Origin of the sequence: Simplicispira sp. 125, from assembly GCF_003096555.1 — a bacterium.
Classification (GTDB): domain Bacteria; phylum Pseudomonadota; class Gammaproteobacteria; order Burkholderiales; family Burkholderiaceae_C; genus Simplicispira.
This window is the reverse complement of record NZ_QEKM01000001.1, coordinates 3,037,432-3,050,370: the sequence shown is the minus strand read 5'-3', so window position 1 is coordinate 3,050,370 and position 12,939 is coordinate 3,037,432. Positions and strand designations below refer to the sequence as shown.

At 66.8% G+C, this 12,939-nt stretch carries 14 protein-coding genes; 8 read left to right on the top strand and 6 right to left on the bottom strand.

The window, feature by feature from the left end:
• Window positions 1–13 precede the first annotated feature (13 nt).
• Entirely contained in the window at window positions 14–577 is a 564-nt protein-coding gene (ssb, locus tag C8D04_RS14275) for a single-stranded DNA-binding protein (RefSeq protein WP_116701320.1), read from the top strand.
• A 257-nt stretch (window positions 578–834) separates the two neighbouring features.
• Here ssb and mnmA read toward each other — a convergent pair whose 3' ends face one another.
• A complete protein-coding gene (mnmA, locus tag C8D04_RS14265) occupies window positions 835–1,953 on the bottom strand; it encodes a tRNA 2-thiouridine(34) synthase MnmA (RefSeq protein WP_199563007.1) in 1,119 nt (372 codons plus the stop codon).
• 31 nt (window positions 1,954–1,984) lie between these two features.
• A complete protein-coding gene (locus C8D04_RS14260) occupies window positions 1,985–2,473 on the bottom strand; it encodes an NUDIX hydrolase (RefSeq protein ID WP_116005445.1) in 489 nt (162 codons plus the stop codon).
• A gap of 68 nt (window positions 2,474–2,541) precedes the next feature.
• Here C8D04_RS14260 and C8D04_RS14255 point away from each other — a divergent pair, with 68 nt between their 5' ends.
• Window positions 2,542–3,153: a LysE family translocator gene (locus C8D04_RS14255; protein WP_116005444.1), complete on the top strand. Its 612-nt coding sequence runs from the start codon at window positions 2,542–2,544 to the stop codon at window positions 3,151–3,153.
• Here C8D04_RS14255 and C8D04_RS14250 read toward each other — a convergent pair whose 3' ends face one another.
• Window positions 3,154–3,657, bottom strand: a complete 504-nt coding sequence (locus tag C8D04_RS14250; RefSeq protein ID WP_116005443.1) for a GNAT family N-acetyltransferase — start codon at window positions 3,655–3,657, stop codon at window positions 3,154–3,156.
• 100 nt (window positions 3,658–3,757) lie between these two features.
• On the opposite strand from C8D04_RS14250, the gene C8D04_RS14245 reads away from it, so the two are divergent.
• Window positions 3,758–4,651 carry an alpha/beta hydrolase fold domain-containing protein gene (locus tag C8D04_RS14245; RefSeq protein WP_116005442.1) on the top strand — a complete coding sequence of 298 codons (894 nt, stop codon included), beginning with the start codon at window positions 3,758–3,760 and terminating at the stop codon, window positions 4,649–4,651.
• A 199-nt stretch (window positions 4,652–4,850) separates the two neighbouring features.
• Here C8D04_RS14245 and C8D04_RS14240 read toward each other — a convergent pair whose 3' ends face one another.
• Genes C8D04_RS14240 through C8D04_RS14230 form a run of 3 tightly spaced genes read right to left on the bottom strand, consistent with a single transcriptional unit; the run spans window position 4,851 to window position 7,265 of the window.
• The gene (locus C8D04_RS14240) at window positions 4,851–6,194 is read right to left on the bottom strand and encodes a sensor histidine kinase (RefSeq protein WP_116006204.1); all 1,344 of its coding nucleotides are present in this window, start codon (window positions 6,192–6,194) and stop codon (window positions 4,851–4,853) included.
• Between the two features lie 47 nt (window positions 6,195–6,241).
• Entirely contained in the window at window positions 6,242–6,913 is a 672-nt protein-coding gene (locus C8D04_RS14235) for a response regulator transcription factor (protein WP_116005441.1), read from the bottom strand.
• Window positions 6,894–7,265 carry a PepSY domain-containing protein gene (locus C8D04_RS14230; protein WP_116005440.1) on the bottom strand — a complete coding sequence of 124 codons (372 nt, stop codon included), beginning with the start codon at window positions 7,263–7,265 and terminating at the stop codon, window positions 6,894–6,896. Before C8D04_RS14230 ends, C8D04_RS14235 begins: the two co-directional genes overlap by 20 nt.
• 110 nt (window positions 7,266–7,375) lie before the next feature.
• On the opposite strand from C8D04_RS14230, the gene C8D04_RS14225 reads away from it, so the two are divergent.
• Genes C8D04_RS14225 through C8D04_RS14205 form a run of 5 tightly spaced genes read left to right on the top strand, consistent with a single transcriptional unit; the run spans window position 7,376 to window position 12,850 of the window.
• Window positions 7,376–8,761, top strand: coding sequence for a ferric reductase-like transmembrane domain-containing protein (locus tag C8D04_RS14225; protein WP_116005439.1), 1,386 nt, complete (start codon window positions 7,376–7,378; stop codon window positions 8,759–8,761).
• A 22-nt stretch (window positions 8,762–8,783) separates the two neighbouring features.
• The gene (locus C8D04_RS14220; protein WP_116005438.1) at window positions 8,784–9,191 is read left to right on the top strand and encodes a PepSY domain-containing protein; all 408 of its coding nucleotides are present in this window, start codon (window positions 8,784–8,786) and stop codon (window positions 9,189–9,191) included.
• Between the two features lie 20 nt (window positions 9,192–9,211).
• Entirely contained in the window at window positions 9,212–9,688 is a 477-nt protein-coding gene (locus C8D04_RS14215) for a DUF2271 domain-containing protein (protein WP_116005437.1), read from the top strand.
• An 11-nt stretch (window positions 9,689–9,699) separates the two neighbouring features.
• Window positions 9,700–11,892, top strand: a complete 2,193-nt coding sequence (locus tag C8D04_RS14210) for a PepSY domain-containing protein (protein ID WP_116005436.1) — start codon at window positions 9,700–9,702, stop codon at window positions 11,890–11,892.
• Window positions 11,873–12,850: an FAD:protein FMN transferase gene (locus C8D04_RS14205; RefSeq protein WP_116005435.1), complete on the top strand. Its 978-nt coding sequence runs from the start codon at window positions 11,873–11,875 to the stop codon at window positions 12,848–12,850. Before C8D04_RS14210 ends, C8D04_RS14205 begins: the two co-directional genes overlap by 20 nt.
• The last annotated feature ends 89 nt before the right edge of the window (window positions 12,851–12,939 follow it).

Here is a 12,939-nt window from a genome sequence, read left to right as displayed (position 1 = left end):
CAGGCCCCACACCATGGCATCCGTGAACAAAGTCATCATCGTCGGCAACCTGGGCCGCGATCCTGAAATCCGTACCTTCCCCAGTGGCGACCAGGTGGCCAACGTCACCATTGCCACCACCGACAAGTGGAAGGACAAGCAGAGCGGCGAAATGCGCGAAGCGACCGAGTGGCACCGCGTGGTGTTCAACGGCCGCCTGGCCGAAATCGTGGGCCAATACCTGCGCAAGGGCTCGCAGGTGTATGTGGAAGGAAGCCTGCGCACCCGCAAGTGGACCGACCAGGCCGGTGTGGAAAAGTTCAGCACCGAAATCCGCGCAGACCAGATGCAAATGCTGGGCAGCCGCCAGGGCATGGGCGGACAAGGCGGCGGTGGCCAGCAAGGGGGTGGCTACGATGATGGTGGCTACGGCGGCGACCCGAGCGGTGGCTTTGAACAGGCTCCCCGCCGCGCTGCACCTCCCCCCCCCCAGCGTCCGGCAGCCCCTGCGCCGCAGCGTCCTGCACCGGCCCCCGTTGCCCAGGCACCGCGAGCCGCCTCAGGTTTTGACGATATGGATGACGATATTCCGTTCTAGGACAGAAAAACTCTATTTTTTGTGGGTAAAAGCCCGTGCCTCTTTGGAGGCGCGGGCTTTTTTCGTTAGCAACAAACATTTTTGTGATGCACTGAAAGAAGAAGCAAACTAATAAGTTGAAACGGTGAGTCGATGGCCTCGCTGATCGATTGCCACTGCATGGCCACAACCGCCGCTTCGCTTCGTGACCGGCTCACTGCATGTGGATTTCAAGAAACCCACGCCCATCGTGGAGGTGGAAATCCGTGGCCGCGCGTTCAGGGCGCCAGCACGGTAACGGTCTGGATCACCCCGCCGCCCAGGCACACATCGCCGTCGTACAGCACAGCGCTCTGCCCCGGTGTCACCGCCCATTGGGCTTCAGGGAAGCTGAGCGCGAAACCGTCGGGCACCGCTGTCAGCGTGCAGGCGGCATCGTGCTGGCGGTAGCGCGTCTTGGCGGCATACGGGCCCGGCGCGGGCGCGTGGCCTGCGCACCAGCTCACGTCCTGCGCCACCAGTTGGTGCGACAACAGCCAGGGGTGGTCGTGCCCCTGCACCACGCGCAAGGTGTTGCTCGCCAGTTCCTTGCGCGCCACGAACCAGGGCGCGTGGTCGCCCGCCCCGCGTTGTGCGCCCTTTTCCTTCACACCGCCAATGCCCAATCCCTGGCGCTGGCCCAGGGTGTAGAACGACAGGCCCACATGCCGACCCAGCGTGCGGCCCCGCTCGTCCTGGATGGGGCCGGGCGCGTGGCTGATATAGCGGTTCAAGAACTCGCGGAACGGCCGCTCGCCAATGAAGCAGATGCCGGTGGAGTCCTTCTTTTTGGCATTCGGCAAGTGGATCTCGGCCGCGATGCGGCGCACCTCGGTCTTGTGCAACTCGCCAACGGGGAACAGCGTTTTCGCCAGCTGCGCCTGCGTCAAGCGGTGCAGAAAGTAGCTCTGGTCCTTGCCCGGGTCCAGGCCCTTGAGCAATTCAAACAGGCCGGACTGTGTGTTTTGGCGCACGCGCGCGTAGTGGCCCGTGGCGATCTTCTCGGCCCCCAGGCGCATGGCATGGTCCAGGAAAGCCTTGAACTTGATCTCGGCGTTGCACAGCACATCGGGGTTGGGCGTGCGCCCGGCCTGGTATTCGCGCAGGAACTCAGCGAATACGCGGTCTTTGTACTCGGCGGCGAAGTTGACGTGCTCGATCTCGATGCCGATCACATCGGCCACGGCAGCCGCATCGACGAAATCGACGTTGGACGAGCAGTACTCGCTGTCGTCGTCATCTTCCCAGTTCTTCATGAAGATGCCGACCACTTCGTGGCCCTGTTGCTTCAAAAGATGGGCAGTGACGGCCGAATCGACGCCTCCGCTCAGACCTACCACGATTCTGTGCTTGCTCATGGGGCTGATTATCCCGGCATGGGCTGGCGTTTCACTCGGGCAGGGGATCGGTCACGCTGGCATCCGTGTGCACCAGGCCCAGCGGAAAGCGCTGGCCTGCCAGGTAGTCGTCCAGGCAGTGCAGCACCAGCGGGCTGCGGTGGCGTTCGGGGCAGGCGCGGATTTCTTCGGGTGTCATCCACAATGTGCGCACGATGCCCGAGTCCAGCGCACGCCAGTCGTGGTGCGTGCCCAGCGTGCCGGCAAAGGCAAAGCGCATGTAGGTCAGGTCGTCGCCGGTACGGGTTTTGGTGAAGCGGTTGAGGTAGACACCGACCAGCGCCGTAGGCACAAAGTCGTGGGCAGTTTCTTCCAGCACCTCGCGGGCGCAGGCCTGCATGGGGGATTCGCCCGGGTCCAGATGGCCTGCGGGGTTGTTCAGCTTGAGGCCATCGGTGGTTTCCTCTTCCACAAGAAGGAATCGCCCTTCGTGTTCGATGAGGGCCGCCACGGTGACGTTGGGTTTCCAGCGGTTTGGCATGGCGCGTATTATCGTGAACCATCGTTCGCGGCCCCGTGGCCCGCATTTTTTAACTGCAAGGGGGTTCCATGGCCTGGCATACCTGGTTGATCTATCTCGTGGCGGCCGTGGGTCTTTCGCTCACGCCCGGCCCCAACAGTTTGCTGGCGCTGACCAATGGCGCGTTGCACGGCCATCGCCGCACGCTCTGGACGGTGGCAGGCGGCGCCCTGGGTTTTGTGGCGGTGATTGCGTTGTCAATGCTGGGGATCGGGGCGCTGTTGCAGACCTCGGCCAGCGCACTGCTGGTGCTCAAGTGGGTGGGTGGCGCCTACCTGGTATGGCTGGGTATCCAGCTGTGGCGCGCGCCACCGTTGCAACTCAAGCCCAGCGCAGACGCGCCGTTTCCGCGCCGCAGCCAGCTGTTTCGCCAGGGGCTGTTTGCAGCGGTGTCCAACCCCAAGGCGCTGCTGTTCTATGGCGCTTTCTTGCCCCAGTTTCTCGACCCGGCGCGCAGCCTGTGGCTGCAGTTTGCGGTGATGGCGGGCACGTTTGCCGCCATTGAGTGCGTGGTGGAGTATTTGCTCGCCCGCATGGCACACCGCATTCGCCCCAAGCTGGAGCGCTATGGCAAGCGCTTCAACCGCGTCTGCGGCGGCGCTTTTGCGGCCATGGGTGTGGCGTTGCCGATGACGCGCTGATCAAGCCAGCGTGCGCAGCATGTACACCGCACCTTCGCCATAGGCGGCCAGGTGCTGGCGCTGCAGTGCGTTGCGCAGAGCGTGCACGGCATAGCCGTGGCGTTCCCAATAACCTCGTGATCCCTGCACTGCCACCAGCGCCGAGCGCGTGAGGCCCCGCGTGACCGCGCCGCGCCACAACGGCGCCAGCAGCGCCCTTGCCAAGCCCTGCCCGGCCAGCGCGGGCAGCACGGCCATGTCGTGCAGGTACAGCGTGTCGGGTGGGTCTGCAGCCTCGAAGTCGCCGTGCAGCGGTGTGACCTTGCCCTCAAGTGAGTCGTAGGCGGCAAGATAGGCACCGATGCAGCCCGCGTGCTCGATCACCAACGAGCATTGGGCCGGGCTCGCCAGGCGGCGTGCGTAAACCGCAGCGCTTTCGATGTAAGCATCGCCGTAGCAGGCGCGCTGCACCGCCAGCAGGCCGGGCAGGTCTTGAGCGGTGAGGGGGCGGGGGACGGCGGTCATTCTTGGTGTGGCTGCGCGGGTTTCGGCGGGTGACATCTTCCCCGATTGTGCTTACGCTGTCTGCATGCGGGCCTTGCTCCCGTGACTTGCCCTGTGATTCATGCCCAGCCTTGGCCACCACGCCCTCGTTCTGCTGCTGCGCGCCATGCGCCGCCGTCGTATCTATGCCTCGGCCAAGAGCCTGCAGCGGGGCATTGCACAGGTGCGCCGCACCGGGCCTGCCGCGCCACCCGCGCCCGGCGCTGCGCTGAGCGTGCGACGGCAAGAGCTGGCGGGCCATCCGGTGTTCACGCTGGCACCTGCCCGGCCGGTGCAGGCGCCGCGCCCGGTGCTCTACCTGCATGGCGGTGGCTATGTGCGGCCCATCACGCCGCAGCACTGGAGATTTCTGGCGTGGCTGGTGCGCACGGCGGGTTGCGAGGTCACCGTGCCGCTGTACCCGCTGGCGCCCGAGTCCACCTGCACCGATACCTTGGCCTGGGTGCATGCGGTGCATGCGCAGCTGGCCAAGCAGCATGCCCCGGAGGCGATCCACTTCATGGGCGATTCGGCGGGCGGCGGTTTGGCCTTGGCGCTGGCCCAAAACCTGCGGGACGCGGGGCAGCCGCCCGCAGCGCAAATGGTGCTGATCACGCCCTGGGTGGACGTGGCTGTGCCCCACCCGGCAGCGGTGCACACGGCACGGCGTGACCCCATGCTGGCGTTGGCGGGCGTGCGCGAGGCGGGTCGCCTTTATGCGGGCGCGTTGCCGCTGGATCACCCCGCCGTGAGCCCCGCCTGGGGCGATGTGGCGGGCCTGCCGCCCATGACCGTGTTCGTCGCCACGCGCGACCTGCTGGGCCATGACGCGCTCGCCTTTGCAGAGCGGGTGCAGCAGGCCGGTGGCGCGCTGGAACTGCACCGCGGCGAGGGCCTGGTCCATGTCTGGCCGCTGCTGCCGGTACCTGAAGCGCGCGCCGCCCGTGCGGCCATTGCGCGGCGGCTGGCACAGTAAGCGCTTTCTAGGAGCCTGTCGGACTTGAAAATCGTCGGCTGCAAATCCGGCAAAAACTGTCCTCGCCGGGGCCAATTCTCGCTTTCGACGCTCCAAGTCCGACAGACTCCTAGGTCTGGCGCTGGCGGAGAAGTGCTATTTAATAAATAGCTTGCAGCGCTTTCCAGTATTGCCTTGGAGCCTATTTTTATCCAAATATCTAGACGGATCGGCGTTGGCTGCCTTCCTCTCCATCGGCCAGGGGCAGGCACAGGCGCAGGCGTGCGCCACCCAGGGGCGATGCCTGGGCCTGCACGCTGCCGCCGTAGGTCTCGGCCAGCGCGCGCACGATGTCCAGACCCAGGCCGGAGCCAGGGCGCTGCTCGTCGAGCTGCACGCCGCGCTGGAACATGTGCTCGCGCTGCGCCTCGGGAATGCCGGGGCCGTCGTCATCAACGGTGAAGCACAACTGGCCCTGCGACAACTGCACATCGACCACCACGCGCTGGTGCGCCGACTTGCCGGCGTTGTCGATCAAATTGCCCAGCAGTTCGTACAGGTCCTGCTCTTCTCCGCGAAAGGCGCCGTCCTGCGCCTCGGGTGCAAGTTCAAACGACAGATGGCGCTCGGCATGCAGGCGCTGCATGGTGCGCAGCAGTGCCTGCAGCGGCGGCAATACGGGGGTGCGCAGCCCTGTGGCGCGCACGGCAGCGGCAGCGCGTGCACGGGCCAGGTGGTAGTCCACCTGGCGGCGCGCCGTCGCCACCTGCTCCTGCACGAGCAGTGCCAGCGGGCTGCTTTCTCGGTCAGCGGCATTGGCCAGGATGGACAGCGGCGTGTGCACCGCGTGGGCCAGGTTGCCGGCCTGGGTGCGGGCGCGCTGCACCATGTCTGCGTTCTCGCGCAGCACGTGGTTGAACTCGTTGACCAGCGGTTGTAGTTCGTTCGGAAAACTGCCTTCCAGCTGCCCGGCGGCGCCGCTGCGCACGCTCGCCAGGCGCGCGCGCAAAAGCTTGAGCGGCCGCAGCGCCAGCTGCAATTGCATGGCGATGGCCAAGGCCAGGCCCAGCGCCAGCATGCCCAGCGCCATCAGCAGCATCTGGGTGAAGCGCTGCAAGGGTTCGGCCAATAGTGCCTTGTCGCCCGCCACCACCAGGCGCAGCGGGGGCGCATCGTCCTCGGGCAGTTGCAGGGTGCGCGCCACGGCCAGCAAGGCGTGGCCCTGGGCGTCACGTAGCAGCAAGACGCTGTAACCACTGGCAGGATAGGACTTTGGTGCGTCGGGCAAACGCAGCACCTGGTCCCACAGCGAGCGCGAGCGTGCTACGCCCGCCTGGGGCGCAGTGCCCTGCCGGTCAATCTGCCAGTACAGGCCCGACAAGGGCTGCGCCAGGCGCGGATCGGCAGCCATGGCGCTCACGCTGACGCGGCCGGGGGGCTCCCAATCGACCGAAGCACTCAAATGGTCGAGCTGCATCACCAGTTGGGCCTGCAATTGTTGTGTGACATGGTCCTGGAACAAGGTCCGCAGGCCCCAGCCCACCAGGGCAATGGCCAGCAGCATCCAGGCCAGCGTGCCCGCCAGCAGGCGCAGGCGCAGCGACCCCGTTCTCACGCCGCGTGGCCCGCGTCGATCAACCGGTAGCCCAGGCCACGCACGGTTTCGATGCTGCCGGCGGGCAGCTTCTTGCGCAGGCGGCCGACGAAGACTTCAATGGTGTTGGAGTCGCGGTCGCTGTCGTGCGGGTAGATGTGTTCGGACAATTCGGTGCGCGAGAGCACTTCGCCCTTGCGCTGCATGAGCAGCGACAGCAGCTTGAACTCATGGCTGGTCAGTTGCAGGGGCAGGCCGTCGACCAGCACGCGGGCCTGGCGCGTGTCGAGCAGGATGGCCCCGCATTGCCATTGCGCGCTGGTGTGTTCGCCCAGGCGGCGCAGCAGGGCGCGCAGGCGCGCCAGCAGTTCTTCCATGTGAAAGGGTTTGGCCAGGTAGTCGTCCGCGCCCGCATCCATGCCCGCCACTTTTTCATGCCAGGCGCTGCGCGCGGTGAGGATGAGCACCGGCATGGTGCGTCCCGCCGCACGCCAGCGGCGCAGCACCGACAGGCCGTCGAGCGCGGGCAGGCCCAGGTCCAGCACCACGGCGTCGAAGTCTTCCACGTCGCCCAAATAGTGCGCAGTGACACCGTCGCTGGCGCTCTCGACCGTGTGTCCTGCCGCGGCGACGGCTTGCACCAGTTGGTGGCACAGCGTGGGTTCATCTTCAACGACGAGGATGCGCATTCCTGTCCTTTTCGTGTTCCTTGCGCTTGCTGTCGAGCACCTTGCCATCGACGGCATCGACCTTGAGCTTGACCATGCGGCCATCGCTTTGCAGCAGGCGAATTTTATAGAGGAAGCGACCGTCGTCCTGCTCGAATTCCACCTTCAGTGCCTGTCCTTGGTAGTCGCGTTCGATTTTTTCGAGCACGGTGCGCAGGGGCAGCACCCGGCCTTGTTCCAGCGCCTGGCGTGCCAGCTCGTGGGAGCCATGGTCGTGGTCATCGGCGCGCAGCAAGGGGCTCGCGCCGAGCAGGCACAGCGCTACGCAGGGCAGGGCGAGCCGACGAAGGGTGAGCGCAGCGTACGAGGACATAGGTGGTTTTTTACCCCGGAGGTGATGAACGGAAGATGAATGTGCCTTTCAGTATTCGTTCAAGGTGGGTTTTTCACAATGGTTCTGAACGAGAAAAGAAGGACTTCCTCATGCGTATCAAAGTTGTACTGGGAATCTGGTTGCTGGGCATTACCCTGGCATGGATGGCCGTCGCACCGGCCGACCTGGGTGTCTCGCCCCTGGTCGATGCGCAAGGCGTCGCCCTGGGCTGGTGGCAGTTGCGCCAGCACGCGATGTACCTGAGTGGGCTGTGGAGCATCAGCCTGATGGCGCTGGTCATGCTGCTCGCCCTGCGCCTGCCGCTGCTGGACCGGGTGATGGGCGGCATGGACCAGGTCTACCGCCTGCACAAATGGACGGGTATCGCCGCCGCCCTCACCGCCATCGCCCACTGGGGCGCCAAGGAGTCGAGTGGCTGGATCAAGGCCTTGTGGGGCCGTGCCGGCAGGCCCGCGCGCGAGGCCGTGCTGCCCTGGTTGACGGATACCCGCGGTTTTGCCAAGGACCTGGGCGAGTGGGCCTTCTACCTGTTGCTGGCCATGGTGGCGCTCACGCTGATTGCACGCCTGCTGCCCTATAAACACTGGCGCCTCCTGCACCGTGCCATGCCGGTGCTGTTCCTCGCGCTGGTGTTCCATGCCGTGGCGCTGATGCCGCTCACGTTCTGGGCGCTGCCGCTGGGCTTGCTGATGGGCTCGCTGCTGGCACTGGGCAGCCTGGCCGCCGTGTGGTCGCTGGCGGGCTGGGTGGGGCGCTCGCGCAACCATGCGGCGCGCATCCAGGCAGTCACCGTGCTGGGCGATACGCCCACGGGTGCGCCGGTCGAGGTCATTTGCGCCATGCCGCCCAGCTGGCGCGGGCACCGCGCGGGGCAGTTCGTCTTCGTGCGTTTTGATGCTGCCGAAGGTGCCCACCCTTTCACCATTGCCAGTGCACCGAACGCGCTGGGCCACAGCCCCGACGGAGAGCCCCTGCTGCGTCTGGTGATCAAGCCGCTGGGCGACTACACCCGCACCCTTCACCAACGCTTGCGCGCCGGTCAGCGCGTAGACATCGAAGGGCCCTACGGCCGCTTTGATGGCCAGGGCTCGCGCCGCCGCCAGCAGGTGTGGGTGGCGGCGGGCGTGGGCGTGACCCCCTTCTTTGCGCTGCTGGAGGCACGTCAGCCTGGCATGCCCACCGAAGGCCGCGACCCAGCCCCCGTACACATGCATTACTGCACGCGCGACGCCCGGCGCGACCCGCTGCTGGCGCGCCTGCAAGCGCTGTGCGCGCAGGCCCAGCCGCCCGTGCCGCTCACCGTGCACAGCGAAGCCCAGGGCCAGCGCCTGACGCCGCAGGATTTGCAAGCCGAACCCGGCGGCCCATTGGACATCTGGTTCTGCGGCCCCCAGGGCCTGGGCGACGCACTGCACGCGCACGCACGCGGCCCCAGCCGCTGGCGCCTGCACCGCGAATCATTTGCCATGCGTTAACCTGTTGAAAAGGAGCATCACCATGAAAAACTCCCCCACTCTGCGCCGTGGCTTGCTGGCCATGGCACTGGGCCTGGCGGTCCTGCCCACATGGGCCGATGACGATTGCGACGCGCCGGTGAACCGCTGGCAGTCGCGCGAGGCCGTGCGGCAAATGGCGGCCCAGCAGGGCTGGCAGATTCAGCGACTGAAAATAGACGATGGTTGCTATGAAATTCGTGGCACCGACGCCCAGGGCCGTGGTTTCAAGGCCAAGATCGACCCGGAAACCCTGAAGGTCGTGAAGATGAAACAACGCGATCATCAGCGCACGCGGGAGCGGGATCGTGAGCACGCCGCACCGCAGGGCGGGCCACAGCAACCAGGCAGCGCCGTTGCGCCGTCACCCCTGTTCACCCCTGGTACCGCGCCACGCGGCCAGGTTGAGTAATTTCATACCGGAGCATCACCATGTCCAAACCTCTCTTGACCACTTTGGCCGCCGCCTGCGTGCTGGCCCTGCCCGCCCTGGCGCACAGCCGCCAGGTCACGCTGACCGCCCAGCTCAAAAACTATGGCGGCGACGGCGCCTACCTGGCCGCCTACCTGACCGATGCCAAGGGGGCGTACGCCGGCACGCTGTGGGTGGCCGGCGGCAAGGCCAAGTACCACAAGCACCTGTCCGACTGGAACCGGCTCTCGGCCGGTGACGCCAAGCGCCTGAACGGCGTCACGGGCGCCAGCGTGGGCGCGGGCCGCACGCTCAAGGTCACGGCCGACCTGGCCGATGCACTGATTGACGCAGGCTACGAAATCCGCATCGACGCGGCCGTGGAAGACATGCGCGACAGCCCATCGGAAATCCGCGTACCGCTGACGACCACCAACGCTGGCAAACCGCAGGCTGGCAAGCAGTACATCCAGTCGCTGACCTTTCAGTTGCAGTAAAGGACACGCGCATGGGATGGAAGGCAATCCACCGTTGGCTGGGCCTGACCGTCGGCGCCCTGGCCGTGGTACTTGGGATCACCGGTGCCATCCTGGCATTCGACCCGGTTCAGGAGGCGTGGCAGGCACCCGCCGCACCGGGTGACCTGTCGGTGGCCACGTTGGTGGAGCGTGTGACGCGCACCGTGCCGGACGCGGAGGAAATCCGCCACCTGCCCTCGGGCGCCATCGTGGTGTTCGGCTTTGTCGGCGACGAGGCGCAGGCGCACTACGTGGACCCGGCCGATGGCCGGGTGCTGGGCGCCTGGCAGCCCTCAGCGCTGCCGCGCTGGGTGAAAAACCTGCACCGCTCGCTGCTGCTGGGTGACGCCGGGCGCTGGGGTGCGGCGGGCATTGCGCTGGCTATGGGCTTGATATGCATCTCGGCCCTGGTTCTGCTGCTGCGCCGCATGGGTGGCTGGCGGCGCCTGGGCGCGCGGGTGCGGGGCTCGCTGGCACAGCGCATCCACGTCGTCACCGGTCGGGTGGTGCTCGCGGTGCTGTGCCTGACATCCCTCACCGCGCTCACTATGAGCGCCTCGACCCTGGGGCTGGTGACTTTGGACGCCGGGACCGAGCCCGATGTGGTCTCTGTGGTCACTGGCCAGACCGCCCTGCCTGGGGCGCAGCTCTCTGCGCTGCAAAACCTCGCCGTCCGGGACTTGCGCAAGCTGAATTTCCCCGACGCTTCCGACCCCGAAGACATCTGGAGCGTCGCCACTCTTCAGGGTGAAGGCTGGGTGGATCGCTACTCCGGGAACATGCTGGCCTGGCAAGACGCCACCTTTGCACAGCGCATCTACGACTGGGCTTTGGTGCTGCACACCGGTGAGTCGGCTTGGCCCTGGGCCGTGGTGCTCGGGCTCGTGGGGGCCAGCGTGCTGCTGTTCTGGCTGTCGGGCGTGGTCATCTGGTGGCAAGTACGCAGCCAGACACTGCAGATCACCGGCAACAGCCCGCTGGCACAGGCTGACGTGCTTATCTTTGTCGCCAGTGAAGGCGGCAGCACCTGGGGTTTTGCCCAGGCGCTGCAGGATGCGCTGATCCACAGCGGGCACCGCGTGCATACCGGCGCCCTGGAGCATTTCCAGACCGCGCTCGCCACGCAGCAGGTGTTCGTGCTCGCCGCCACCTATGGCGAAGGCCAGGCCCCGGCGCACGCCAAAGACGCACTCGAGCGCATCGCAAAATTGACCGCCAGCGCCGTGCCGGTGACGGTGCTGGGCTTTGGCGACCGGCAGTACCCGGCCTTCTGCGCCTTTGCCGAGGCACTGGAGCAGACCCTGCGCGCGCGCGGCTGGCCTGCGCTGCTGCCGCTCGAATGCATCCACCAGCAATCGAGCCAGCAGTTCACCCGCTGGGGCCAGGCACTGGCGCAGGCACTGGGCGAACCCCTGGTGCTCGACTATGTGCCGCGCGTTCCGCCCACCACCGCGCTCACGCTTGTAGCGCGCCAGGGCTACCGAGAGCACAGCGACGAGCCCACGGCCATCCTGCGCTTTGCCTGGCCCGCGCAGGGCGGCGGCGCCCGCCTGGGGCACTTTGCGGCGGGCGATTTGGTGGGCATCCTGGCGCCTGGCTCGGCCGTGCCGCGTTATTACTCGCTGGCGTCGGGCTCGCAGGATGGGTTTCTGGAAATCTGCGTGCGCCTGTTGCCGGGTGGCCTGTGCTCTACGCATTTGCTGGGCCTGCAACCGGGGGACAGCATTGCCGCTTTCATCCGCTCTAATCCCGGTTTTGCACTGCCGCGTACACGCCGCCCGGTGCTGCTGATCGGGGCGGGCACGGGCGTGGCGCCGCTGGCCGGTTTCATCCGTCGCAACGATCGGCACACACCCATGCACCTGTATTTTGGGGGGCGCGATCCGGCGCAGGACTTTTACTTTGGCCCCGAAATCCAGCGCTGGTTGGGCGAAGGGCGGCTGGCAAGTGTACAGACGGTGTTCTCGCGCATCCCCGAAGGCGGTGGTTATGTGCAGGATGCCCTGCGCCGCGACGCCGAGCGCGTACGCGCACTGCTGGCCCAGGGTGCCCTGGTGCGCGTCTGCGGCAGCCGCGCCATGGCCAAGGGCGTGGCCGAGGCGTTGGACGCCATCCTTGCGCCGCTGCACTTGAGCGTGGCGCAGCTCAAAGCAAAAGAGCGCTATGCCGAAGATGTCTTCTGACGCTGCCGCGCCCTGCCAGCGCGCCACCCTGCACGGCCCGACCATGGGCACGCGCTGGTCTGCCAGCGTGGACTGTGACGCCGCTCTGGACCTGGACGCCCTGCGCCAGAACCTTGCTGCGGCGGTGCAGCAGGTGGACGCGCAGATGTCCCCCTGGAAGCCGGAGAGCGACCTGGTGCGCCTGAACCGCGCACCCGTGGACGCCTGGGTGGACCTGCCGCCTGAAATTCTGGAAGTGCTGACCTGCGCCATGGACATTCACCGCCAAAGCGCAGGCGCGTTTGACCCCTGCGTCGGCGCGCTGGTCGATGCCTGGGGTTTTGGCGCGGTGCGCGATGCACCCGACGCCGCAGCGATCCACACCGTGCGCCAGGCTGCGCCGTGCCCGATGCGCGAGGGCCTGGAGATCGACCCTGCAGCAGGCCGCGTCCGCAAGCGTGCTCCCGTGCAGCTCGATCTGTGCGGCATTGCCAAGGGCTATGCGGTGGACCGCATGGCTGCCGTGCTGCAACAGCACGGAGTGCGCCATGCGCTGGCGGCGCTCGATGGGGAATTGCGCGCCGTGGGCCACCAGGCCAGCGGTGCGCCCTGGGCGGTGGCGCTCGAATCGCCCGAGGCCGGGCGCCGCGCGGTACGGGGTGTGATCGAGCTGCAGGACCTGGCCGTGGCCACCTCGGGCGACTACCGGCACTACATGGAGGTGGGCGATGCGCGCCTTGCGCACACCATGGACGCGCGCCGCGCTGCGCCGGTGAACAACGCCGTCGCCTCGGTCACCGTGCTGGCGCACACCTGCATGGAGGCGGACGCCTGGGCCACCGCCCTGCTGGTGGCAGGCCCCGGCGAGGGCCTTGCCCTGGCGCAGCGCAGAGGGCTGGAAGCGCTGTTTCTGCTGCGCCGCCCCGAAGGGCTGGTGGAGATGGGGCTGGGGCGGTTCGGTGTTTCGACTGCGCCGTAATTCCATTTCTACGTTGTTGCTTCGCATTGCCGTGCTACAGCACTGATCGTAGGCTTCGCGCCTAGACACGAATGATTGGGAAACAGAAT

Excerpts from the sequence above, each read along its gene's own strand:
- C8D04_RS14225 (WP_116005439.1), top strand. The coding sequence starts at position 7,376 with ATGCGTATCAAAGTTGTACTGGGAATCTGGTTGCTGGGCATTACCCTG.
- C8D04_RS14230 (WP_116005440.1), bottom strand. The coding sequence starts at position 7,265 with ATGTCCTCGTACGCTGCGCTCACCCTTCGTCGGCTCGCCCTGCCCTGC.
- C8D04_RS14250 (WP_116005443.1), bottom strand. The coding sequence starts at position 3,657 with ATGACCGCCGTCCCCCGCCCCCTCACCGCTCAAGACCTGCCCGGCCTG.
- C8D04_RS14210 (WP_116005436.1), top strand. The coding sequence starts at position 9,700 with ATGGGATGGAAGGCAATCCACCGTTGGCTGGGCCTGACCGTCGGCGCC.
- C8D04_RS14215 (WP_116005437.1), top strand. The coding sequence starts at position 9,212 with ATGTCCAAACCTCTCTTGACCACTTTGGCCGCCGCCTGCGTGCTGGCC.
- C8D04_RS14220 (WP_116005438.1), top strand. The coding sequence starts at position 8,784 with ATGAAAAACTCCCCCACTCTGCGCCGTGGCTTGCTGGCCATGGCACTG.
- C8D04_RS14255 (WP_116005444.1), top strand. The coding sequence starts at position 2,542 with ATGGCCTGGCATACCTGGTTGATCTATCTCGTGGCGGCCGTGGGTCTT.
- mnmA (WP_199563007.1), bottom strand. The coding sequence starts at position 1,953 with ATGAGCAAGCACAGAATCGTGGTAGGTCTGAGCGGAGGCGTCGATTCG.
- C8D04_RS14245 (WP_116005442.1), top strand. The coding sequence starts at position 3,758 with ATGCCCAGCCTTGGCCACCACGCCCTCGTTCTGCTGCTGCGCGCCATG.
- C8D04_RS14240 (WP_116006204.1), bottom strand. The coding sequence starts at position 6,194 with ATGCTGCTGGCCATTGCCCTGGTGGGCTGGGGCCTGCGGACCTTGTTC.
- ssb (WP_116701320.1), top strand. The coding sequence starts at position 14 with ATGGCATCCGTGAACAAAGTCATCATCGTCGGCAACCTGGGCCGCGAT.
- C8D04_RS14260 (WP_116005445.1), bottom strand. The coding sequence starts at position 2,473 with ATGCCAAACCGCTGGAAACCCAACGTCACCGTGGCGGCCCTCATCGAA.
- C8D04_RS14205 (WP_116005435.1), top strand. The coding sequence starts at position 11,873 with ATGCCGAAGATGTCTTCTGACGCTGCCGCGCCCTGCCAGCGCGCCACC.
- C8D04_RS14235 (WP_116005441.1), bottom strand. The coding sequence starts at position 6,913 with ATGCGCATCCTCGTCGTTGAAGATGAACCCACGCTGTGCCACCAACTG.